Origin of the sequence: Gordonia aichiensis, assembly GCF_039946255.1 — a bacterium.
In the GTDB taxonomy this organism is placed as follows: domain Bacteria; phylum Actinomycetota; class Actinomycetes; order Mycobacteriales; family Mycobacteriaceae; genus Gordonia; species Gordonia aichiensis_A.
The window spans coordinates 28,095-52,411 of record NZ_JBCDWL010000028.1; the positions used below are offsets into that span (position 1 = coordinate 28,095).

The 24,317-nt window shown below is 65.5% G+C and carries 8 protein-coding genes and 1 pseudogene; 7 read left to right on the forward strand and 2 right to left on the reverse strand.

What is annotated here, in order from left to right; genetic code table 11:
• Positions 1 to 22 precede the first annotated feature (22 nt).
• The 6 genes and pseudogenes from AAFO60_RS20545 (at position 23) to AAFO60_RS20570 (ending at position 17,739) form a co-directional block, all read left to right on the forward strand.
• On the forward strand, positions 23 to 2,836 hold the full coding sequence (locus AAFO60_RS20545) for a DEAD/DEAH box helicase (protein ID WP_347958105.1): 2,814 nt from the start codon (positions 23 to 25) through the stop codon (positions 2,834 to 2,836).
• Positions 2,837 to 2,839: 3 nt separating this feature from the next.
• Positions 2,840 to 7,549, forward strand: coding sequence for an Eco57I restriction-modification methylase domain-containing protein (locus AAFO60_RS20550; protein ID WP_347958106.1), 4,710 nt, complete (start codon positions 2,840 to 2,842; stop codon positions 7,547 to 7,549).
• Entirely contained in the window at positions 7,546 to 13,809 is a 6,264-nt protein-coding gene (locus AAFO60_RS20555; protein WP_347958107.1) for a DEAD/DEAH box helicase, read from the forward strand. Before AAFO60_RS20550 ends, AAFO60_RS20555 begins: the two co-directional genes overlap by 4 nt.
• On the forward strand, positions 13,799 to 15,961 hold the full coding sequence (locus AAFO60_RS20560) for a UvrD-helicase domain-containing protein (RefSeq protein ID WP_347958108.1): 2,163 nt from the start codon (positions 13,799 to 13,801) through the stop codon (positions 15,959 to 15,961). The genes AAFO60_RS20555 and AAFO60_RS20560 overlap by 11 nt, the downstream gene beginning before the upstream one ends.
• Positions 15,962 to 15,990: 29 nt before the next feature.
• Positions 15,991 to 17,184 (forward strand): annotated as a pseudogene (locus AAFO60_RS20565) (UvrD-helicase domain-containing protein); the annotation flags it as partial.
• A gap of 30 nt (positions 17,185 to 17,214) precedes the next feature.
• Positions 17,215 to 17,739 (forward strand): hypothetical protein, encoded by a 525-nt coding sequence (locus tag AAFO60_RS20570; protein ID WP_347958113.1) that lies wholly within the window; start codon positions 17,215 to 17,217, stop codon positions 17,737 to 17,739.
• Between the two features lie 9 nt (positions 17,740 to 17,748).
• On the opposite strand, the gene AAFO60_RS20575 is transcribed toward AAFO60_RS20570, so the two are convergent.
• Positions 17,749 to 20,109, reverse strand: coding sequence for a GmrSD restriction endonuclease domain-containing protein (locus AAFO60_RS20575; RefSeq protein WP_347958109.1), 2,361 nt, complete (start codon positions 20,107 to 20,109; stop codon positions 17,749 to 17,751).
• A gap of 77 nt (positions 20,110 to 20,186) precedes the next feature.
• Between AAFO60_RS20575 and AAFO60_RS20580 the strand changes: the two genes are divergently transcribed.
• Complete coding sequence (locus tag AAFO60_RS20580) at positions 20,187 to 22,925, forward strand: DEAD/DEAH box helicase (RefSeq protein WP_347958110.1); 2,739 nt, start codon at positions 20,187 to 20,189, stop codon at positions 22,923 to 22,925.
• 92 nt (positions 22,926 to 23,017) lie between these two features.
• Here the strand turns inward: AAFO60_RS20580 and AAFO60_RS20585 are convergent, their stop codons facing one another.
• Positions 23,018 to 24,229: an IS110 family transposase gene (locus tag AAFO60_RS20585; protein ID WP_347958112.1), complete on the reverse strand. Its 1,212-nt coding sequence runs from the start codon at positions 24,227 to 24,229 to the stop codon at positions 23,018 to 23,020.
• Positions 24,230 to 24,317 lie beyond the last annotated feature (88 nt).

Below are 24,317 nucleotides of genomic sequence, written 5' to 3' on the forward strand. Positions count from 1 at the left end.
GTGCGATCGGCGAAGGAGTGCAGTGGCAGACATCGCTGCGGGTGAACGGGTAGTCATTCGCGATGAGGAGTGGATCGTCCGGTCGGTCCGCACGACGGCCCTCGACGGCACCCGTGTGGAGGTACGAGGAGTCAGCGAACTCGTTCGCGATCGCGACGCGGTGTTCTTCCATCACCCCGATCTGGACACCGTCGACCGCCTGGACCCGCGCGACGGGCGGCTGGTGGTCGACGGCTCCCCCGGCTTCCGTCGGACCCGGCTGTGGCTGGAGTCGGTGCGCCGGTCGAGCCCTCTGCCCGCGGCCGACACCCGTATCGCAGTGGGGCATCGAGCCCTGCTCGATCGCATGGACTATCAGCTGCGGCCCGCGGCCCAGGCACTGCAGAACCTGCAACCGCGTATCCTCATCGGCGACGCGGTGGGCCTGGGCAAGACGCTGGAGATCGGCATCCTGCTCTCGGAGCTCATCCGCCGCGGCCGCGGCGACCGCATCCTCGTCGTCACTCCGCGGGCGGTCCTGGAACAGTTCCAGCAGGAGCTGTGGACGCGATTCGCGATCCCGTTGATCCGGCTCGACTCGGCGGGCATCCAGAAGGTGAAGCAGACCCTGCCGAGCTCCCGCAACCCGTTCGGTTACTACAAGCGCGTCATCGTCTCCATCGACACGCTCAAGAATCCGGCGCGGTACAAGCATCACCTCAAGGAGCACCATTGGGACGCGGTGGTGATCGACGAGTGCCACAACCTGATCAATCGGAACACGCAGAACAACGAACTCGCCCGGCTCTTGGCCGCGCAGACCGATGCCCTGATCCTCGCCAGCGCCACACCGCACAACGGCAAGCAGAAGTCGTTCGCCGAACTGATCAATCTGCTCGATCCCACCGCTATCGCCGACCCGGACGACTACGAGGCCAAGGACATTGCACACCTTTACGTCCGCCGGCACCGCAACTCGCCCGACGTGAAGCTCGACGTGGCCCACAAATGGCGGGAACGGCTCCGGCCCGAGGTGATCGGCGTCGAACCGAACCCGGCGGAACTCGAGGTGCTGCGCGAACTGGAGCACACCTGGCTGCACCCGAAGACCGACCGCGTGGTGGTCGGCAAGGGCAGTCAACTGTTCCCGTGGACCCTGTACAAGGCGTTCCTGTCGTCACCGAAAGCGTTGCGCACCAGCATCGGCCGCCGACTGCAGACCATCGACGACCCCGCCGACCGCGAGTCCGTCGCACTCACCGAGCTCGACCGTCTCGCCGCAGCTGCGGAGGAGTCCACCCCCGCCAAGCTCACCGCGCTGGAGAAGCACCTGAAGGCGATCGGTGTCGGCAAGGGCTCCGACATGCGCGTGGTGGTCTTCTCCGAACGCATCGACACGCTCGGATGGCTGCAGGACGAGCTCCGGCAGCGACTGAAGTTCCCTGCCAAGGCCGTCAACGGACTCCTCGCGGTGGAGACCCTGCACGCAGGACTGCCCGATGAGAAGGTGCAGGCCGTCGTCGAGGCGTTCGGACAGAGCACCTCACCGGTCCGCGTCCTGGTGACCTCCGACATGGCCTCCGAGGGATTGAACCTGCACAAGGAGTGCCACCACCTGGTGCACTACGACCTGCCATGGTCGTTCATCCGCATTCAGCAGCGTAACGGCCGCATCGACCGCTATGGCCAGCTAGAGCCTCCGCAGGTCACGGCGCTGGCCCTTACCTCCGACGAGGACGTCACGGACGATCTGAATGTGGTCACCAAACTCCTGCAGAAGGAGGACGAGGCCAACCGCGCGCTCGGCGACGCCCAGGTGCTCCTGGATCTGCACGACGCGAAGATCGAGGAGGAGACCGTCATGGAGGCCATCCGGTCGGGCCAGGACCTCGACGACGCGATCCCGGCCGCCGAGCCGCAGGCCCTCAACCCGTTCGCACGCCTCATCGTCGAGGGCGGCACCCACGCCTCCGACGACGCACCGGAGACCGCACCGCACCTTTCGTTCTTCAATGACGATGACGACTTCCTGACCGAGGAGCTCGCCGACCTCGCCGCCGAGAAGGGCTCGCATGCACTCGACGTGCACCGCGACGCCGACAACGACCTCATCGCCTTCGTCCCGCCCGACGACCTCGTCACCCGTTTCCGCGACCTTCCCCCGGACTACCTGACCGAACAAGGGATCGAGAAGCGGCTCCGCCTCACCGGCAGCACCGACTTGGCTCACCAACGGCTCGCCAAGGCGCAGAAGGAGGAGAAGACGTCGTGGCCCGACGTCGGCTTCCTGGCGCCAGTCCATCCCGTCCTCGACTGGGCCGGCGACCGGGCGGTCGCGCGGCTCGGCCGCAACGAGGTCCCCTTGGTTGTCGGCGACGTGAGCGAGCCGCATTTCCTCACCCAGGCGGTGTGGTCCAACGACGCGGGCCGCCCGGCGATCGCGCACTGGGGCGCCGTGCGCGGCCTGCCCGCAGATCCCGAAGTCCTGGACTTCGACGACGTGGTCACCGCCGCCGGGCTGAACGAGAACGCCACCAATCCGGGACCTCAGGACATCACCGGGCTCCAGGCGTTGGTCCCAGCGGCGATCGACGCCGCCGTCGACCACATCCGCGGCCGGCGAGACGTGTTCGAGTCCGACCTCCTCGACCGTGTGGAGCGTTACCGGGCGAACCTCAAAGCATGGGAGCAGACCGCGCTGGCCGTCGTCACCGAGGCAGGCAGTCGCAAGAACTCTCACCTGGAGGTCGTCGAGAACACCACCAAGGACTGGAGTGCGATCATCGACTCCGTCGCAGCCTCCGGAGACCCGTTCGTCCGGGTCGTCGGAGTCATCGTCCCGAAAGCAGGTCATTGACCGATGTTCGACTCGATCCACAACGTCAACGACTTCCTCTCGGAGCACTGGCTCTCCGAGGTGTTCCCGGCCCGACTCCGGGACCTGAACAAACACTGGAAAGAACTCGCGGCGCAAGACAAGGCGACGCCGGTCCGCGGGCTCGCGTCACTGTCGAGCGACTATCTCAAATCTCTCGGCGACCTTCCGGACGCAGCGAGCCAGGATTACACGCGCCGGGTCACCGAGCTCCACACCGCACTGCTCGACGCGGTCGGGCTGTCGGTAGGGGCTCAGACGCTCCGGACCGCACAGGCTGAGACTCCGATCGACGTACCCCTGCTGGGACGATTCCAAGGCGCTTCCGGTACCGATTCACTGCATGTGCTGCAGGCCGTTCCTGCCGAGAGCACCGATGCACTGTGCAGCACGGACGCCGAACTCATGGAGCCGCTCCTGCTGCATCTGACAAGCGAGAAGACCGAGACGCTGAACGGCGTCACCGAGTCCCTCACACAGCTGTTCATCAGCGACGACCCGCCGCGCTACGCGCTCGTGGTGGCGGGTGGGACAGCGCTCCTGACCGACGCGGCTCGCTGGTCGGAGGGACGGTACCTCGGATTCGACGTCGCGACCGCACTCGACCGCCGCGACGTCAAGGCCACCGGCGAACTCGCCTACCACGCGGGACTCTGGTCGTCGGACGCCCTGCTGCCCGACGAGGACGGCAAGGCGGGACTGGACCGCTACACCGAAGACTCGGAGAAGCACGCCGTCGGCGTCAGCGAGGACCTCCGCGAGGGTCTGCGGATCTCCATCGAGAAGATCGCGAACGAGGTCCTCGACAACCGGCGCGCCCGAGGCCTTCCGGTGGAGGGCGACCCGGAACTGCCTCGCGATCTCACCACCCAGTCGCTGCGATTCCTGTACCGAATCCTGTTCCTGCTCTTCGCCGAGGCACGCCAGGAGCTGGGAGTGCTGCCCGCGGGGGCACCCGAGTACGAGTCGGGCTACGGACTCGACCGTCTGCGCGAGTTGGTCCAGGTGCCCCTGACCGGGCGCTCCGATGGCGGCACGCACCTGCATGATTCGCTCGACCGACTGTTCCGGTTGGTGAACACCGGCCACAACGCGGGACTAAGCGAGAGTGACGGTCTGGTCTTCGAGCCGCTCCGCTCCGACCTGTTCGACCCGGCCCGGACACCGCTGATCGACGGCGCCGACCTCCGCATCAGTAACCGGGTCATGCAAGAGGTGCTCAACCTGTTGCTCCTTTCCAAGCCGTCCAAGCGGAAGGGCACTCAGCGGGGCTACATCTCCTACGCCCAGCTCGGGATCAACCAGCTCGGCGCCGTCTACGAGGGGCTCATGTCGTATTCCGGTCTGATCGCCGACGACGACATGGTCGAGGTCGCCAAGGGCGGTGACGCCGACAAGGGCTCGTGGCTGGTGCCGTCGAGCCGCTCGGGCGAGTACGACGACGCCGACATCGTCTGGCGCGAAGACCGGCTCACCGGCCGCAAGGACATCGTCCGCCATCCCAAGGGAAGTTTCGTCTTCCGGCTGTCCGGCCGGGACCGCCAACGCAGCGCCTCCTACTACACCCCCGAGGTACTGACCAGATGCGTGGTGAAGCACGCGCTGGCCGAGCTCATCACCGACGACACCACGGCCGCCGACATCCTCGAGTATCGGATCTGCGAGCCGGCCCTGGGCAGCGGCGCCTTCCTGAACGAGGCCATCAACCAGCTGGCCGCCGAATATCTGACCCGCGCTCAGGACGAGCTCGGTGAGCGTATCCAGCCGGAGGACTACACCGGCGAACTGCAGAAGGTGAAAGCCTACCTCGCGCTGCATCGCGCCTACGGCGTCGACCTCAACGCGACGGCAGTGGAGCTCGCCGAGGTATCGCTGTGGCTCAACGTGATGCACACAGGCCTGCACGCGCCGTGGTTCGGCCTTCACCTACGGCGGGGCAACTCGCTCATCGGTGCCCGCCGGGCCACCTACGATTTCACTTCGCTCGGGCGGGCCAAGAAGAGCTGGCTCAAGACGCCGCCGACCGACCGTCCGCTCACCGAAGGACCGATCGGCGAGGGCGAGATCCACCACTTCCTGCTCCCCGCCGCCGGCTGGGCCGCGGTCGCTGACGCCAAGCAGGCCAAAGAACTCGTATCGGAACAGGCCGCCGCCCTGCGGGAGTGGCGGAAAGAGGTCACCACGAAGCCCAACGCCAAACAGTTGGCCCGCCTACGTGCATTAGCCACACGCGTCGAACGCTTGTGGGCGCTGGTGCTGCGGCGCTTGGAGATCAGCGAACAACAGATCTCCCGACAGATCGACGTCTGGGGCGCCGATATCTCATCGACCGGGGATGCCGTCGACCGCAAACGGGTGGAGGAGGAGCTTCACGACCCGGAGGGGCCGTACGAGCGGCTGCGGTTGGCGATGGACGCCTGGTGCGCTCTGTGGTTCTGGCCTGTGACGGGCGAGGGCGATGATTCAGAGCCAGCGACGCCGCCGACTATGGACGAGTGGATCGGCACCCTGGAAGAACTGCTGGGCGCGGCCGGAGTCACCAAGGTGCACGACGGTCAGGGCATGTTCACCGACTTGGCCGAAGGGTTTGATGAACTCGCCCAGATCGACGATCAGGACCGCGAGTTCTCCGGCATGCGTTCCATCCCGAGCCTGCTGATGCGACACGAGTGGTTGGGAACCGCCCGGGAGATCGCGCAGCGGCAGGGCTTCTTCCATTGGGAACTCGACTTCGCGTCTATCTTCCAACGCGGTGGCTTCGACCTCCAAGTCGGCAACCCGCCGTGGGTGCGGCCGACCTGGAAGGACGACGTCACGTTGGCCGAGCACGATCCGTTCTTCATTCTGCAGGAGAAGATTCCGGACAAGGTGTTCAAGGCTCGGCGGGCACAGCAACTCGACGATGCTGGGCGGCGCGAGTCATACCTCTCCGATCTGGCCGAGTGGGCGGGTACCGCTGGGGCTTTGGGCTCGGCTGTCGAGCATCCTATTCTGACAGGTATTCAGACCAACTTGTATACCAACTTCATGGAGCGCACATGGCGGCAGATGGCGCCAGAAGGTGTCTGTGGATTGCTGCATCCGGAAAGCCACTTCACGGACCCGAAGGCTGGCAGGCTGCGGGATGAGACCTATCGGCGACTGCGACGGCATTGGCAGTTTCTCAATGGCTTGTTCTTGTTCGAGGAGGTCAACGACAAGGCGATATTCGGGGTTCACGTATATGGCGGTCCGCGAGAGGCGAATTTCTTGCAGATGGCGTACCTACAGGATGTCGGAACCGTTGACCCGTCGCTGAGCGATGACGGTCGAGGAACTATCCCGTCGATCCAATTCGTTTCTGGTGGTTGGGATGTCAGGCCACATCAATCGCGGGTTGTCGTCGTGGACGAGGAGCGACTCGCGGAGTGGGCGCAATTGTTCGACCCGCCCGGAACGAAAGCGCTGGAAGCGCGGCTCGTTCGCCCGCTGACCCGCGAGCATGTGGAAGTTTTGGGGCGCATATCTGCGCAGGGGCGACGCCTGAGTGATCTTGATTACCGGTGGACGCGATGCTTTGATGAGGACAAGGGAAAGAAAGAAGGATACTTCGAGTGGCGGACTGAGTTCTCTGAGAACTGGTCCGAGGTCATTCTCCAAGGACCTCATTTCACGGTCGCAACGCCGTTCGCGCGGGAGCCGAACGAGAACTGCAAGAACAACAGCGATTACACCACCTGGGACCTCGAAGCCCTCCCCGAACAGGTGATCCCGCGCACCAACTACCAGCGCGCATGCGACCGCGACACGTACGACGCCGGAATCCCGCAGTGGGGCGATCGTCCCGCCACCGACTATTGGCGGGTGGCGTGGCGAAGGATGACGCAACCAGGGCTGGAGCGGTCTCTTCATGCGGCGCTTGTGGTTCCGGGTGTAGCACATGTACATACGGTCAACTCGTTGACCGTATGTACATGTGCTAGCCCCTGTAAATACGAGTCGGACTCAGGCGTGTCCTCCCATATGTGGCAGACCGCTGCGACTGCCGGTCTTTGGGCATCGCTGCCATTCGACTATCTAGTGAAAGTAAGCGGCAAGTCTGACGTTCAAGCCGAGTTGGTCGATCGTTTCCCCGCACCGGTCGACCACCCAGCCGCACGCCGCCTCCTGCTCCGTACCCTCCGTCTCAATTGCTTGACCCGCGATTTCGCGCCGCTGTGGGAGGGATTGTACGAAAACGAGTTCGGCGCGGACGGCTGGACAAGTCTCTTTGCGCCGTACACCCGCGGCCTGGCCGTCGCCGACTCGGAGTGGACCATGCAGACACCCCTGCGCACCGAGTTCGAACGTCGGGCCGCGCTGGTCGAGATCGATGCGCTGGCGGCTCTGATGCTGGGCCTCACCGCCGAACACCTCGCCCTGATGTTCCGCGCTCAATTCCCGGTCCTGAGGAAGTACGAGTACGAGATGTACTTCGACGCCGACGGCCGCAAGATCGCGAAGGACCATCACGCGCACGGCGTTCGGCAGCGCAAGGACGACTTCAAACTGCTGCAGGCGTGGATGGACGGTTCCGACAGCGGCGACCTCCTGGACCGCTACACGCCCTTCGAGCCTGACGAGGATCACGATCAGCCGTGGTTCTACAAACCCGATCGCGAAGCCGAGATGCGTGCCGCCTACGCGGACTTCGAAGCGAGGCTGCGCGGCGAATGACGTCATCGTCCACGTTCCCGTCACTGCTGGCCGACGAGACCCGCAGTTCGATCGTCGAGTACCTGTCGACCACCTTCGCACTCGCCGACCCGAACGCGCAGTGCGTTCTGCGGGACTTCTTGGCTGATCCGTCCTCGGGCATCTTTCGCGGTCCGTACCTGAAGATCCGCACGCCTTATCAGCCCGTTGGGACGGGCTGGGTGTCGCCGCTGGACTGGATCCCGAAGGGGTTCCGTCCGTTCCAGCATCAGGCCGAGGCGTTCGAGCGGCTTTCGACGGCCCGGAGCGCGGCTCAGCCCACCGTCGTCACCACCGGGACCGGGTCGGGCAAGACCGAGTCGTTCCTGATCCCATTGCTGGACCACGCCCGCCGGGCGAGCGCCCGCGGCGAGACGGGCGTCAAGGCGATCATCCTGTACCCGATGAACGCACTGGTGACCGACCAGGCACGCCGCCTGGCCGAGTACCTCCACGACGATCCTCGCCTCGCCGACGTCACCGCCGGGGTCTATATCGGCGGCCACGGCAAGCGCCGCCGGTCCACACCGCACGCATTGACCGACCACCGCGAGACCCTGCGCGAGAACCCGCCCGACATTCTGCTGACCAACTATCGGATGCTCGATCTACTGCTGCTGCGCACCGCAGACACCCCGCTGTGGGTGGGCGCAGCGACCAGTCTCCAGTACCTGGTCCTCGACGAGTTCCATACCTACGACGGCGCGCAAGGCACCGACGTCGCCATGCTCATCCGCCGGCTGGGGGCCAAGATCGGTGTCGCAGGCGACGGTCGCCCGATGGGACGCGTCACTCCCGTCGCAACCTCCGCGACCTTGGGCGGCGGCTCGGGAACCGACGAACTCCGCCGCTTCGCCGAAACCGTGTTCGGCACGCCGTTCGGCCCGGACTCGATAGTCGGGGAGACCTCGCTCACCGCCACCGCCGTGGTACCCGAAGTCGACTTCGCCTTGGAGATCCCCACCGTGGAGGAGATCCTGGCCGCGCCCCTGCCCGAATCGGACGACCCGCAGTCGTGGGTGCCGCTCGCCCGAACAGTGTTGGGAACCGGCGGTGCGACGGGTCTGGACTTCACCGATCCCGTCACGATCGGTGAAGGTCTCCGCAAGCACTTCCTCACCAGGGTCGCCATCGAGGCGCTGGGCGGGGAACCGCGCACCATCGGAGACGCGGTGATCGCCATCGCCCAGGCGGGTGTCCTTCCGTGGGGCGTCCACAACACCACCGCACCCGAGGAGGTTCGCGCGGCGCTGTTGCGGTTCCTTGCGCTGCTGTCGGTGGCGCGGGTCCGGGACGACCGCGGAGCCGTCCGGCCGCTCGTCAACGTGCAGGTTCAGACCTGGGTGCGTGAGATCACCCGCATGATGCGGACACTGACCGACAGGCCGGAGTTCGGCTGGTGGCACGACGGACCCGCCGATACCGGCCGACGTCTCCCTGCCGTCTACTGCCGTGTCTGCGGCCGAGCCGGATGGATGGCCGCGACCACCGAACTCGGCGACAGCCTGTCAGACGAGGCACTGACCGTCTGGCGCAACATTGCCCGCGGAACCCAGCGCGCCAAGACTCGCGCGCTGCTGGCGGCCCGCGACGACGAGACCGACATCCGGCACCTCGACACCGAGACACTCGAGATCCTGACCGCGCCCGGCGAACACAGTCTCCCCGTGCACATGTCGGACTCGGACGAGGACGCGGTCCGACAGGTCTGCCCCTCGTGCGGCGCCCGGAACGCCGTCCGCTTCATGGGATCGAGTGTGGCGACCCTGCTGAGCGTGGGTCTGACCACCGTGTTCGGCTCGGGCGTTCTGGCGCCCGACGAGAAGAAGACCCTGGTCTTCACCGACTCCGTCCAGGACGCTGCACACCGGGCCGCGTTCATCGAGGGTCGCGCCTTCGCGTTCAACTTCCGCTCGGCGCTGTTCGCCGCCGCCGAGGACGGCCCGACCACCCTCGCCGACGCCGCGCAGCGCCTCGCCGACTCCACCTCGACTGCCGATCTGTACGCGATCACGCCGCCCGACTTCGTGCGCCGCCTGGCCACCGACGCGGACTGGCTCGACCATGACTCCGATGGCCGGCTCCGCGACCTGCTCACCACACGGCTGGCATTCCAGTCCCACCTGGAACTCGGCCTCTCCTCGCGCACCGGTCGCACTCTCGAGCTCACCTCGGCGTTGGCCGCCGACATCGTCGTGGACCTCGACCTGTTCGCGGTGCACAGTCGGGAGATTCACCAGAACCTCCCGCAGCTGAGCGTGCTCTCGCCACCCGAGACAGCCCGCTACCGGCCGTGGCTGCTCGGCCTCCTGGAGCACCTGCGGACCAACGGCGGCATCCTGCACCCGTGGTTGCACACCTATCTGGCCGAGGAGGGCAACCGGTGGTCGATCTGGGGCGGAAGCGCCGACGGCATGCCCAAGTTCCCCAACACCCGCCCGGCGCCGAGCTTCTACACCACCGGTCAGGCGGGGAACAGCGACCTGCAGTCCCTGCAGCCCAAGGGTGAATCATGGCTCACCGACTGGACCAGGCGCTGCCTTGACGTGACCGCGGCCGAGGCCCGCGCCCTCCTGCTCGCCGTGATCGACGACCTCGCCGGAGCCGCCGGGCCGCTCCGGCGACGCAGCGGCAACCGCGGCGCCCGCCTGTACGGACTCGACCCGCGTCGGATCGTGTTGCACACCGAAGACGTCGCGCGAATGGAATGCCCCGTCTGCCATCACGTTCAGCCGACAACCGCGGAACGCGCCCGCACCTGGGACGGGGCGCGGTGCCCGCGCATGCGGTGCGTCGGAACCCTCACGCCGAGCGATGTGGAGGACGTCAACTTCTACCGCACCATGTATCGCAGTGGACGCATCCGCCGCATCGTCAGCGCCGAGCACACCGGCCTGCTGAGCCGTGACGAACGGGAACAGGTGGAGGCCCGTTTCAAGGTCGGCGGTTCGGCCACCGACCCGAACATCCTTGCCTGCACACCCACACTCGAACTCGGCATCGACATCGGCGACCTCAGCACCGTCGCGCTCGCGTCTCTGCCGCGCTCCACTGCCAACTACCTGCAGCGCGTCGGACGAGCGGGCCGGTCCACTGGAAACGCCTTCATTCTCGCGGCCGTGCCGACCTCGCCGCGAGACCTATACTATTTCGCCCGGCCCGAACACCTCCTGGCCGGGGAGGTGCTGCCGCCCGGTGCCTACCTCGACGCCACCGAACTGCTCCAGCGTCAGTACTTCGCCTACTGCCTCGACAGACTGTCGACCGGTGCGATCACCGTGGCGCAGCCCATGCCGCCGCGTCTCACCGAATGTCTGGAAGGAGGGCTGTCCGACGGCCGGTGGCTCCGCTCGGTGGTGGACGCATGCAGCACCGCCGCCGACTCGCTGGTGACGGAGTTCCTCGCACTGTTCGGCGAGCACGTCTCCGTCGACTCCGCCGATCGACTCCGCGACTTCGCCGCTCACGGAATGCGCGAGCGGATCGGCCAGACCGCCGCCCAGTGGGCCGAGGAGTCCGACGTCCTGCGGACCAGGCGCAATCAGCTGGCCAAGACCATCGAGGAGCTCGACAAACACGGGCACCTCGACGAAAACGAACGTGAGGACCGCAAACGCTGTGCGGGCGAGTACAAGGCGCTGGGCGATCAACTTTACGAACGCGGCCGGATCGAGACACTGACCGGCCTGTCCGGCGTCGGCCTGCTGCCTAACTACAACCTGCTCGACGATGCCACCACACTCGACGTACACCTCTGGTGGACGGCCGACACCGGAACCGGGAACAAGCCGCAGACCGAGGCACTGGACCTCACATACGAGCGCGGCAGCGCCAACGCACTCACCGAGCTCGCTCCGGGCGCGGCGTTCTACGCGGGCGGCAAACGCGTCATCGTCGACGCCGTCGACGTGGGGCCGCCGAGCAGACCGCACTGGCGTCCCACTCGCCTGTGCCCCGACTGCGGATGGGGCGCCGCCGACTCCGGCCCGATCACGGCGTGCCCGCGATGCGGTTCCGGCTCGGCCGCGGACTCCGGCGCCGTCCACCGCGTCCTCGAACTGCGGAAGGTCTCGGCGGTCCACCGTCTCGACGATGTCCTCATCGACGAGGACGCCGATGATCGAACCCGCACCTTCTTCGGCACCGTCACCGGCGTCGACATCGAACCGCAGGCCATCGACCGTGCCTGGCGGCTGAAGGATCACGCCTTCGGCGCCGAGTACGCGCGAACGGCCACCGTCCGCACCGTCAACACCGGGCTCGGCGATCAACCCGGTGAAGAGCTCGTGGTGGCAGGGGAGACTCGCACCGCGCCCGGTTTCACCACGTGTGCACACTGCGGAGTGGTCGCTTCCTCATCGGCCCTGACCGCAGACGTCCGCCACCGCGGATACTGCGCCACCCGTCGAGGCACCGACGAGCAATGGGTCAAGCTGCTGCTCAGCCATGAACTGCGTACCCAGGCGGTGCGACTTCTGCTGCCCGTATCGCTCCTGCACTTCGAGTCGACGTCCACCTCGTTCAAGGGCGCCCTGCTGCTCGGTCTGCGCAAGGACTTCGGCGGCGACCCTCAACACCTGTCGGTGGTCGCGTCTAGCATGACCGACTCCGGTGGCGGTGTCCGACGCTTCCTGGTGCTGCACGACACCGTTCCCGGGGGTACCGGCTACCTCGACCGGTTCGGCGATCCCGACCGCCTCCGACACATCCTGACCCTCGCGCGCGACACGCTGGCAGCCTGCCCTTGCCGCACCGAGGAGCGCGCCGCGTGCCACCGATGCCTGTACGGCGCGCTCCCGCCACGAGAGATGGAGCACGCGAGCCGCGAAGCGGCGCTGCGTCTTCTCGATCAGTTTCTGTCCGACTGGGAGGTGGAGCCGGTCGGTACCGTCGCCGCGATCGACATCGGCTCGGTCCAGCTGAGCGAACTGGAGGTCCGGTTCCGCGACGCCTTCAAATCCCACCTCGCCGGGATGGACGGTGCGTCATTCGAGGTGTCGCTCGGAGCCAAGGGCGAGGAGCTCGACATCCGGCTCCCCGGTCCCGGCGGCGAACTGCGCCGTTGGCGGATGCGGCCGCTGGTGCAGCTCGTCGAGAACGGCGTCGCGACCGAACCCGACTTCCTTCTGACCAGAGTGGATGCCCAGACTGCCGACGTCGCGATCTACCTGGACGGCAAGCAGTTCCACGCGAGCGTCCAGCACAATCGCACCGCCGACGACGCGGTGAAACGCGACGCCCTTCGGCGCGGCGACAAGCGGGTCTGGTCCATCACCTGGGAGGACGTGGCCGCCTTCGAGAAGGCCTCGGCCAAGGCCGTCGTCGCCGACATGGTCCACCAGCACCTCAAGAACACGGCGAGCGAGACCGTCGCGGACAAGCGGCTCCGCTCGATGTGGGGCAATCCGATCGACTTCCTCCTGGACTATGTCGCCGATCCCGATGCCGCCGTGTGGGGCGAGGGAGCTCAGGCACTCGTCCTCGGCATGGTCGACCCGGCTCCCAAACACGGCACGGCGGCCTTCACCATGACCTCGCCTGCCGAACTCGGAGACACCCTCGTCGCCCTGGCGTCCGGCCAGACCGTCACCTCGGATCCGGCGGGCTCGGTCGTCGTGGTGCCCAGACACGGATTGAGCGGGATACCGCTGTTCATCTGTGCTGACCCAACCGACTTCGAAGCGACCCTGGGCGTTTTGACGGTCCTCGACGACTCTGCCTCGGAGGTCGGCGGCGGTGATCACGACGAACGGTGGCGCGGCTGGCTGCGATGGTCCAACGTGCTGCAGTTCGTGGCCTCGCCCCACTACGGGTCATTGCTGCCCAGGCGCATGTCCGCGGTGTGGACCGTGCGGTCGCTACCGGACTTCGCGGCAGCGCCGATCCCGCTTGCAAGCGGGCGACAGGAGCGGACCGACTTCGATTTCCGGGCGTCTCCCGAATGGGACCTGGTGCGTAAGTACACCGATCCCACTTTGGACGGCGTCGTGAAGGCACTCGCCGAACGAAAGATCGGCGTGCCGGAGCCCGGTATGGAAGTGGGACCGGACGACTCGGTGTGGCAGGTCGAGTTGGCTTGGGAATCGGAGCACGTCGCGGTCGTGATCGACGAGGACGACGAGCGCGACGATTGGCTGGGCAGGAACGGATGGCGGGTGGCGCACGTCGACACGGAGAGCGATCCACAGGTGGTCGCCGGGGAGATCGAAACCGAGATGAGCGGAGGCCGCAATGGAGACTAAGGTCCTCATGCATAAGGAGTTCGAGGATTCCTACGGAAAGCTCGACGGCAGTGTCCGCAACAAAGTCCTGAACTTCATGGTGCGGCTCCAGCGCGAGCCGAACACCCCGGGTCTGGACCTCAAGCACCCCAAGGGCGCGCCGAGCTACGTGCGCACCGCCAGGGTGAACGATCACTACCGCGCCGTGCTCGTGACGTCCGGCGTCGACGGCGACACGGAATTCCTGTCACTGGTGGCGGTGCGCTCGCACGACGACGCCTACGAGGTCGCGAACTCGTTGAAGCTGGAGGTGAATCCGAAGACCGGCGCCGCCGAGTTGTACAAGCCCGCCGATCTGGAGGCCGCATTGGTCAATGCGGAGCCTGCTGCGGACGAAGGCGATGCGCCTGCCTACCTTCCCGCGGCCGTCAGACAGAAGGACCTGGAACGCTTCGGCGTCGCACCCGAAGTGGCGAAGCGCCTGACCGAGGTCCCCGGTGAGGAGTCGTTCCTGGCCATCGCCGAGGCGCTGCCCGGGACCCAGGGCAGCGCAGTTTTGGACCTGGCCTTCGGCAAAGATCCGGACGAGGTGTGGCAGGACTACGGCATGGCCGACACCGGGCCCGTCGACGTCGACGATGTGGCCGCCGCCCTCCGCAGGCCGATCTCCCGGCTCAGTTTCACCGCCGCCGCGGCGGGGAACGAGGACGAGCTGCGTGCTGTACTGGAAGGTGATCTCGCGGCGTGGCGCGTGTGGCTGCACCCGCTCCAGCGGCGCCTCGTCTACCACGACGGATGGAACGGACCCTTCCGCGTCACCGGCGGCGCGGGGACCGGCAAGACGGTCACCGCGATCCATCGGGCACGTCATCTCGCCGAGCGCCTGGACGGCTCCGGCAGTACGGCCAAGGTGCTGCTCACCACCTACACGCGCAACCTGATCCGGGCCATCGAGGCGCAGCTCGTGGAGTTGGCGGGCGAGTCGATCACCGACCGAGTCGACGTGCAGAACATCGACTCGGTCGCGCGGGCGGTGCTTACCGCCACTGACGCCGGGCGGCGGCAGGTCGCCGAGTCCACGCTCGTGTCCGACACGCATGATCGAGTCTTGGAGCTCTGGCGAGGTGCGGCGCAGTCGTGCACGGACGACTGGGAGCCGGGATTCCTAGCCGACGAGTGGTCGCTGGTCGTCCTCGGGAACGCGATCGGCGACGAGGCGAGCTACCTGCGGGTGGCACGCAGCGGACGGTCACAGCGCCTGAGTCGGCGGCAGCGAGCCGACATCTGGGGGGCCGTCGAGCAGTTCCAGCGGCTGATGCGTGCCGAACGGCTGATGACGTACACCGAGCTGGCGGCCCGTGCGGCGACTGCCCTGGCAGCGGACCCGTCGCTGCGGACGCTCTTCGACTATCGACACGCCGTCGTGGACGAGGCGCAGGACCTGCATCCCGCGCACTGGAAGATGTTGCGTGCGCTGATCGAGAGCGGCACCGACGATCTGTTCATCGTCGGCGACGCCCACCAGCGGATCTACGGCAGGCCCGCGCCGTTGTCGCGGTACGGCATCGAGACGCGCGGAAGGTCGCGCAGGCTGACGATCAACTACCGGACGAGCCGCGAGATCCTTCGCTGGACTATTCGGGTCGCGGACCCGGAGGTCGATGATCTCGATACCGAGGGCGATTCGCTGCAGGGTGCGCGGTCGGTGTTCGGTGGTCCCGAGCCGGAGGCCCACGGATTTCAGACGCTGCATGACGAGAACGAGGGTGTCGCGGCGATCGTGCGGCAGTGGCGACAGGACGGCCTCGGCGCGGCCGACATCGCGGTGTTCGCCTACGAACAGCGCTTCGTGACCGCCATTGCCGACGCACTGGTGTCGGCAGGCGTCGAGGCCGCAGTGGTGGGACCCAACACAGCCGAAGAGAAGATGGGAGACGTCGTCCGGGTGATGACGATGCACCGCGCGAAAGGACTCGAGTACCGAGGCGTCGTTCTCGCACGTCTCGGCGATGCGGAGTTCCCACCCGCCTTCGTCAAGAAGGCGGTCGGAGAGCGCCGTCGAGACGAGTTGAAGAAGGTCCGCAGTGTTCTGTACGTCGCCGGTTCGCGTGCTCGCGAACGCATGGCGGTCACGTACACAGGTGCTCTCACAGACATGGTCGGTGAACGGTGAGCCTCGATCTGGATGCCGCGCAGCTCGCGGTGGCGGAGGCGCCTGCGGACGCGAGGCGACTGGTCATAGCCGGTGCGGGCCAGGGCAAGACCGAGGTGGTCGCCGCCCGCCTGCGCTACTTGGCGGAGGAGGAGATGCTGTCGTCGTCGACCGAATTGATGGTCCTGAGCTTCTCACGTGCGGCTGTGCATGCCGTCCGCTCGCGTATCGAGGGCCACGAGATGGCCGAGTGCAATGTGCGAACCTTCGACTCGTTCGCGTCGTACGTGCTGATCGAGAATGATCAAGAGCCATTCGGCGACTTCGACAGCCGGATCCGGCAGGCGACTCGGCTGATCCGCGACCACGAGGGTGAGCTCGAAGGCGTTGGCGGTATCCGGCACGTGATCCTCGACGAGGTCCAGGATCTTGTGGGCGATCGTGCAGAGATGGTGCTGGAACTCCTGAAGCGACTGCATCGCGAGGACTCTGAGGTGGGGTTCACCGCGTTGGGCGATCCACTGCAGGGGATCTATGACTTCACGCTCGAGAGCTCCCAGAGCAAGTGCCGTTCGGAGGAGTTCTTCGCGGCCTTGACTGGGGATCTCAATGCCGGGCTTGTCGCGTTGGAGAAGAGCTATCGCGCGACCGGGGACTTCCCGAGGCGAGTGGTCGGTATCGGCGATCAACTGCGAGAGGAATCGACCGGTGACCGAGCCGACTCGGTGCTCGGTGCTTTCACTGACACCCTGCCGCACTCCGGAGTGGTGCGGAACTGGAGCTTCTTGGGGGCAGGCGAGGGAACCACCGCGGTGCTGTGCCAGACCAATGGCGAGGTGCTCCACGTTTCGCGACTGCTCGCGAAAGCTGGTGTGAGACATGTGGTCCGGCGCCCGGCCCGAAGCTATGGTGCCGCTGCCTGGCTGACGGATGTCCTTCAGGATCTTCCGGGCCCCAGTGTCGGTCGATCCGACGTCGAGTCCGCCGTGGAGCATCGGCTCGAAGGAGACCTGCGCGAGAACGCGTGGTACCTGTTGAAGGGTGCAGCGGGAACATCGCGGTCGATGCACCAACTCGACCTCGGGCGACTCCGCAATCGCATCCGGTCGGGAGCCGTTCCACTCACCCTCACTCAACCGGACACCGCGAACGTCGTAGTGTCCACGGTGCATCGCGCGAAGGGCCTTGAGTTCGATCGGGTGTTCTTCGTGCACCGGGGCTACGAACCTGAAGGGACCGACCCTTGGGACTCGGTGCACCTCCGGTACGTGGCGATGAGCCGCGCGCGCGAGGACATCTCGGTCATCGACCTCCCCAGCCGGTACAGCTGGTTCGATGATCGGCGAGCGAACCGGCAGCGCGAACGGAAGAATAGCAAGCAGGGCACGCAGTACACGGCGGCGGTCGAGATGATCGGCGACGACGTCGAGGACCGCCGACCTCTCCACATGGATGCGGCAGGTGCGGATGTGGCGAATGCGCTCAGGTCGCTGGAGCCGGGATCCGAGGTCGACGCCGTGTTCGAGCGACTGTCGGACGACATGGAGGTGCCGATCTTCGCCCTGCGCACGCCTTCGGGCGAGGGGATCGGTGTCACCAAGCCGACATTCGGGCAACTGCTCGCCGCAGAGTTCGGCTACCGATATCCCGCCGGTTGGGACGGTGTCGCGGTCCGAGGAATCAGGCTCGCCGCCGTCGAGACGGTGGCCTGCGATCCGCAGTTCACCGAGGCCGCAGGCATGGGCCGTTCGGGACTTTGGTTGGTGCCGAGACTCACCGGATTGGTGGTTCCGGAGTGAGGCGGGAGGTCAGCGGTGCAGTTGGTCTCGCAGGTCGGCGAGGCTTTCTCCGGTCCGCGTGACGATCCAGTCAGTCCAGCCGTTTCTGCTGGTTCCAGTGGCATCGACGAGGGCAGTGGACGGGCTCGAATAGCTGCGGCCGCCCATGCGCAAGGTGCCGTCTGCGGCCACCCGTGCGGAATGGCGCAGGCCCTTTCGTCGCTGTTCATGGTGGACTTCGTCGCCGTCGACGAGCAAGCCGCCCCTGAGTAGGTCGGTGAGTGTCCCCGCATGTACGGTGCGGCTCCGTGAATGTCGAGGGCCGGGGACCACGGCTGCGATAATCGGGGCTCCAGGCTCTCCAGGCGATTGCGAAGGGGCATCGGTCGCGATCGGCGGAGGACCGGTGAGAGGCGTTCGCGAAACCTTCTCGATGAACGTGGTGTCGGCCATCTCGATCACCGCATATTCCGGCGGGGGCGACTGTCGCAGGGTCTGCAGCTCTCCTTCCGAGGGTGCGATCGTCTGATTCTCGAACATGGAGTCCAGCCGCGCGACGGTGCCGACTGGAAGCCCTGAGAAGTAGTGGTGAAGCATTCCAACGACCGGGCTCTGCTCCGGGGGAGCTGATGCGTGCGGCTCAGCGATGACTGTGGACTGCGTCGTCTCGGGTTCGTCGTTCGGATGTTCCGCGTGGGCGCCCGCCCCCACGGGGTGAGGCCAACGGCGGCAGAAGGATTCCGCGAGCGATCCACCTCGGCTCGACACTGTGACGTCGGACAGCAACGCCGGCAGGTCCTGCGAAATCGCGAGCTCCGGGTCGAACAGCAGTGGTCTACGTTCCCGCCAGTCGGAGGTGGTCGACAGCTTGCGCGGGCGAGGCGACCGCACGAGAGTGAGATTTCCGATTGAGCCTCGAACGGTATCGGTGATCTGTGCGGTACCGCTGTCGGCGAGAAGCGCGACGTCGACGGATTCGGGCATCGACGAGTCGGCTCCGCGTAGGCCCGCCTCACATCCGCTGAGCACAAGTCGCACCCGTGCCCTGGTCAAGCTCTTGTAGATCGGCGTGCGCACGAGGGCGTGGTGAATCTCGTCGTCGGTGGGCCACCGTCCGGACTCTGAGGTGTTTGACAGGAAGAAGTCCTCGACCTGTGGGGCGTACGGTTTGGACGATCGCCGAAGAGCCTGCAGCAAGTCGAGCAACATTCGGTTGTAGTTCTTGCTCGTTGACCGCAGGACCGCACGTCTCACCAGCCACGACTCGATGTACCCATACGCCGCGACGCGGTCGTCGGAGTCGGCGTGGGTATCGAGGAACAGGACGATCGGTGCGACGACGCTCGTGTCCAGTGACTCGGCGACCGCCATCAGACGGCTGTGGTCGTACGCTGCCGACGGCGTGACAATTGTTCGGTAGCGGTCGCTAGCCTCCGCGATGCTGCGGGTGAGATCGATCAGATCGTCGCGTGACATTCCCCGAGTCAGATCCTTGAAGCGGGTGAACAATGCTCCGCTGAGAACCTCGGTGCCGGTACGCATGGTGAGGTAGTGAGAGAAGAACGCGTCGAGGCGGGATCGGATGAGACGTCCCTGACGGATCTCTTGCTGCCAGTACGGCGTTTCGAGCCTCTGCCAGTACACCTCCCAGACCTGCTCGACGTCGGCCTCCCGTGACTCCAGCGATTGAAAGAGTGAGTTCTTCACCAGATCGCTTGGCAGAAGCGGAGTTCCGCGGTCATTGAGGCTCTCGAAGATCACCTGGGCGTTGTCGGTGTCTGTGAGTTCGATGACGACAAGCTGCAAACCCTTGCGCATCGCTTTGACCAGGGCGTCGATGTGATCGTCGGCCAGATCAACTTCGGCGAGCCAGGTGAACGCGGCATCGTGGAAGTACTCATATGCGTCGAGAAGACCTGACTCGAGGTCGGGCTTGGGTGAGTTGTCGACGATGCTTCGAAACGGAGTCCTGTCACGGAACGTCGGCCACACCTTATAGCCGGCGAAAGGGGCATCGGACAACTGGTCTTCGTTCACTGTCAGCTTCTCGAGCGTCCGCACGTACTTACGCGGAGCGCCAGCGTTCGAGAGTGCGTCGCGTATCGCGCAGAGGACCACCTGAAGGGTGGTGATCCGTTGCTGACCGTCGATGATCTGCCAGACCCGAATGTCGTCGTTGTCTTTCTCAGTGCCGTCGAGGACTACGGCTCCGAGGAAGTGGGGCGCGGCATTTGAGTCGTCGACGAGGCTGTCTGCGACGTTGGTGATGTCCTCCCAGAGCGGCTCCCAGTTGCGCGCGCGACTCCAGACGTAGGGGCGCTGGAACACCGGGACCTTCAGACACTGCTCGCGCTCGAACAGTGCGCGGACTTCTTGAGCCTCGGCTTTCATCGGGTGCTGCCTCCAGTGTCGGTGTCTCCTGATCTAATCCCACTAGAACCTATCCGACGGCGGTGACAGGAGTCGTAGTGACTGAGGCACTGACGAGTGCATTGATGGATGTGCTCGAAGATCGTGGATCGATGTCGTCCTCCGATCTGGCCATTGAAGTCCGTACCAGCGCCGATACTGTCGAACGGGTGCTCTCTGCGCACGCGCGACTCTTCGAGCCCGTGGACGGCATGGTGTCACGCTGGGCATTGAAGAGTGCGGAGTCGTTCTCCGATGCACTCGGATTGCGGAGGGTTCTGCACACGTGGCAGGTGCGTGCCTTGCAGAGGTGGCTATCGCAGGGGCGGACCGGGATGGTGTCCGCAGTGACTGGTGCGGGTAAGACCGAAGTCGGACTCGCAGCGATCGCGGACGCACGTGTTCGAGGACTGCCTTCGCTGATCGTGGTGCCGAGTGAGGAGATGGTCGGTCACTGGAGCGCCGCCGTGACGGGCGCATTTCCCGGCGTCGCCTTCGGGATGGTGACGGCGACGCATAGTCTGCGTTCGGACGCCGGTCTGGTGATCATGCATTCAGCGTGTGTCCGCAGTGGGCATTCCCTGATAGGGCCGCGTGGGCTCGTGATCGTCGACGAAGTTCAACGTCTGAGTGCCACTGACGTCTCTGGTCTGACTGCAGCGGTCGGTGCGTTCAAGGAGCGACTAGGACTCACATCCAGCATTCATTGGAGCGACAATCCGCGACTGCCTCCGATCCCGCCCATGTTCGGTGCCGAGATCATCGGCTGTACGTATGAAATGGCAATTGACGAACGAGTTCTGTCGCCGGTTGCGGTTGTCACGGCCGGGGTCGGCTTCACGAAGCATGAACGCGAAGAGTACGCGGTCGCGAATCAGAGAGTTGGGGCTGCGGAGGCGAAACTTCGCGATTCGGGTGCAGATCTCTCGCATGGCGTCTACCCGACGGCCTGCCAACTTGCGTCGGACGTAGAGTCTGGTCAGGCATCGGTGTACGCGAAAGAGTACGTTCGCGCCGAACGTCGTCGCCGTCAGGTGTTGGCTGGGTGTCAAGCCAAGATCTCTGCATTGGAGCAGCTCTATTCCGGGCTGGAGTCCGGATCGCGTGCACAGGCTCTCGTCTTCACGAACGACGACGGCAGCGCGCAGGAGGCGCAGCGGGCCGCAGCATCGGCGGGTTTGAAAGCTGCATCGATTCTGGTGAATCACCCGGCCCGTGACGCTGTCGAGCGGTTCAGAGCCTTCGATCTCGATATCCTCTCGACCTCTCAATTGACATTGGAAGATGTCGACGTTCCCGCTGCGGGTCTCGGAATCGTCGTCTCTCCGGCGCAGGATGACGACGAGATGCGGCATCGTCTGGGCCGCATCGTGGGCCCTGCGGGCTCCTTGCGCCCGGGCATGATCATCTATCTGTACGTGAACGGCACGGTCGAGGACCCTGTTGTCAGCGAGTCGGCGGGGATCACCGCGCTCAAGGTCGTCGCTTCGACATTCGTCGATGTCGATATCGATGATGCGGTCGGCCGAATCAGGGAGTGGAGCCGAGAGGATGCAGAGCTGTCGGCGATTGAAGCGGTCGGCGACAAGGGGGTGATGCTCGCTGCCTCCGATGACTGGTCGATCCGTGACGCGATTCTCGACGTTGTCGATGAGTACGAAGGCGTCCCGCTCTGGAATGAATTGCGCGAGGTGCTTCCTGACATGGAGGCGGAGGAGGCGCTGCGCGGCGGGATGCCTCAATTGAACTGGATGCGTATCGGCGGCCAACTGGTCGGTGCCGGAGGACGTGAGACAACGCGGTCTGAGCGAATCGAAGCACTGTCTGCGCTCGCGCGAGCCGTGGACCGGTTCGGTGATCGCGAGGTGCTTGTATTTGATCTCTCCAGTCAATTGGAGTCGGCTACTCTTCTGGGGGATCTCCAGTTTCCCCGGATGAAGGCCATATGGACCCAACTGGGCGGACGGCTCAGCGCGGCAGCATCTCCGACCCATCGGAGCATTTCGAAGCCGGTCGCGTCGAGTGGCGGTCAACGTGGGATCGATCCCATCGAGGCTGACGAAGACGATCCGTTGACCGCGGCTGTGAGGGTGGCTGTCGCAGCACGCGGCGGCAAGATGAGGCGCAATGGTGCCGCTTTCGCAGTGACGGGGCGCGATGGGGTGCAGCGCACAGTCTCTGTCGCCGGAGTCAGGGGGCACACCAAAGGACATCCGAACGGGGTGCGTGTGCTGGTGGACGTCACCAAGGCATCACCGAGTTTCTTTCTATTCAATACGAGCAGAGACGGTCGCGACCAGCCGGTCGAGTCGATCAGTACTACTCAGTGGACGTCGGCCGAAGGCGCCTGGCACAAGCTCAGGCTGGGTGCAGCTGCGAAGGCTCCGTCACTGGACGACCGTCGTTCGACCGAGACCGAGCAGTCACAGCCAGTACGTCCGTCACAGCTTCCAGCATCACCGAAGGCGGCATCGCAACTCTCCGCGGCAGCCGGGTCGGAACCATCTGCGCCGGGCCGGGTAAATGTGAACTGCGCTGATGGCGGAGTGAAGGTGACTTTGAACGAGGTCGATATTTCGGCGACATTCGACCCGGCAACGGGCCAGATCACGCTTGGAGATATTCCTGGGCATCGCAAGCTGTCGGGAAGGAAATTTAGAAACGCCGCAGTCGCCGCTGCCACCGTCAAATCGAGGCTTGCCGGACATACGGTCTTCAGTGCCGGTTCCAGCGATTGGAGCGTGGTCGGCGAGCGATCGATCCGCCTCGACACATATCGGGATCAGGAGGCTGGTTAGAACTGGCTCGATCCAGGGCTGCTGCGACCGGATCCATCAGCTGTGTGTTCAGCCGAGATCTACACGCCCCGTCGATGATGCTCCTATTGTTGTCAAGCGGCGTCGGTGAGCCATTGGCGGTAGGCGTCGGCGAGGGTGTCGTCGCGTTTGAGGCCGCGTTCGAGGCGTGAGATGTCGTTCGGCCAGGTACCGAAGTGGCCGGCTGCTGCGGTGAGCGTGAGGTTCTTAGCCTGGCGCGTCGGTCGCAGGTCGCTGTAGTCGTCGATCTCGAGGACGCGGGTCAGGAGTTTGAACATCTCACGGGCGATCGCACGTTTGAGTTTGCGGAGGATCTCCTTCTTCGACAGGCCACTGGCGAGTTGTCGCTGGACATACTCCCGGGTGGGTCGGTGGCTGGACATGCGGACCAGCGCGATCCGGTGCAGCGCGTTGTTCGCCGCTCGATCCCCGCCGCGAGAGAGGCGGTGACGGGTGGTCTTGCCCGAGGAGGCCGGCACCGGCGCCGCTCCGCACAAAGCGGCGAAGGAGGCTTCGCTGCGCAGGCGCTGCGGGTTGGGCCCGGCGGTGATGATCAGTTGGGCGGCAGTGTCCGGGCCGACGCCGTAGGCCGCACGCAACGCTGGATTCATCTGGTTGACCAGAGCATCGATCTGGCCGGTGAGGTCACGGTCTTGTTCGTCGAGGAACTGCACCCGCTTGGCCAGGGCCTTCAGTGCCGACAACGCCGTGACGACAATCGGGTCGGTGTGGGCGTTAGGACGACACGACACCAGTGCCTTGACGAGCGTCGATACTGTTGTGCCACTGTACTTTTCACGCAGGGTGACCGGTGCGCCGATGAGGATCGCTTTGATTTGATTGATCGCCGCGGTACGGGCTTTCACACCCGAACGCCGTGCCAGATGCAGGGTGCGGACCATGTTGGTTCGTTCGTCCTTCGGGGTCGCGATGCCGTCGTCGGCCAGGACCGCGCGGGCTGCGGCGACGGCATCGAGCGGATCGGACTTGCCCTTGATGCGTTTCGTGTCCTTACGGGCGCCGTACACTTCCGCCACCGACAAGCCTGTCGCTTGGAGCGCGCTGGTGATTCCCCGTCCGTAGCTGCTGGTGCATTCCACCCCGACCACACCGACGTCATGACTGTCGAGAAACTCGGTCACCGCCCGATAGCCGCCCGAGGTCGCCGGGAACTCGCGGTCGGCTACCTCGCCGCCGACCGCGGAGATGACTGCAACGTGCAGCGTGTCTTTGTGGGTGTCGATTCCAGGGTCAAGTCCCTGGTAGTGGTGTAACTCGTTTCTGATCCTTCGTTGGTGATCAGGCGGGAAGTTGCATCAGGTCGTCTGTGGCTACCTCCGTCGTTGGGCTGGTGTCGGTGTTCAGGGTGAGGCG

What these genes read in the sequence shown, in the direction of transcription:
- AAFO60_RS20570 (WP_347958113.1), top strand. Translation starts at nt 17,215, where the DNA reads ATGAGCCGCGCGCGCGAGGACATCTCGGTCATCGACCTCCCCAGCCGG.
- AAFO60_RS20560 (WP_347958108.1), top strand. Translation starts at nt 13,799, where the DNA reads ATGGAGACTAAGGTCCTCATGCATAAGGAGTTCGAGGATTCCTACGGA.
- AAFO60_RS20555 (WP_347958107.1), top strand. Translation starts at nt 7,546, where the DNA reads ATGACGTCATCGTCCACGTTCCCGTCACTGCTGGCCGACGAGACCCGC.
- AAFO60_RS20575 (WP_347958109.1), bottom strand. Translation starts at nt 20,109, where the DNA reads ATGAAAGCCGAGGCTCAAGAAGTCCGCGCACTGTTCGAGCGCGAGCAG.
- AAFO60_RS20550 (WP_347958106.1), top strand. Translation starts at nt 2,840, where the DNA reads ATGTTCGACTCGATCCACAACGTCAACGACTTCCTCTCGGAGCACTGG.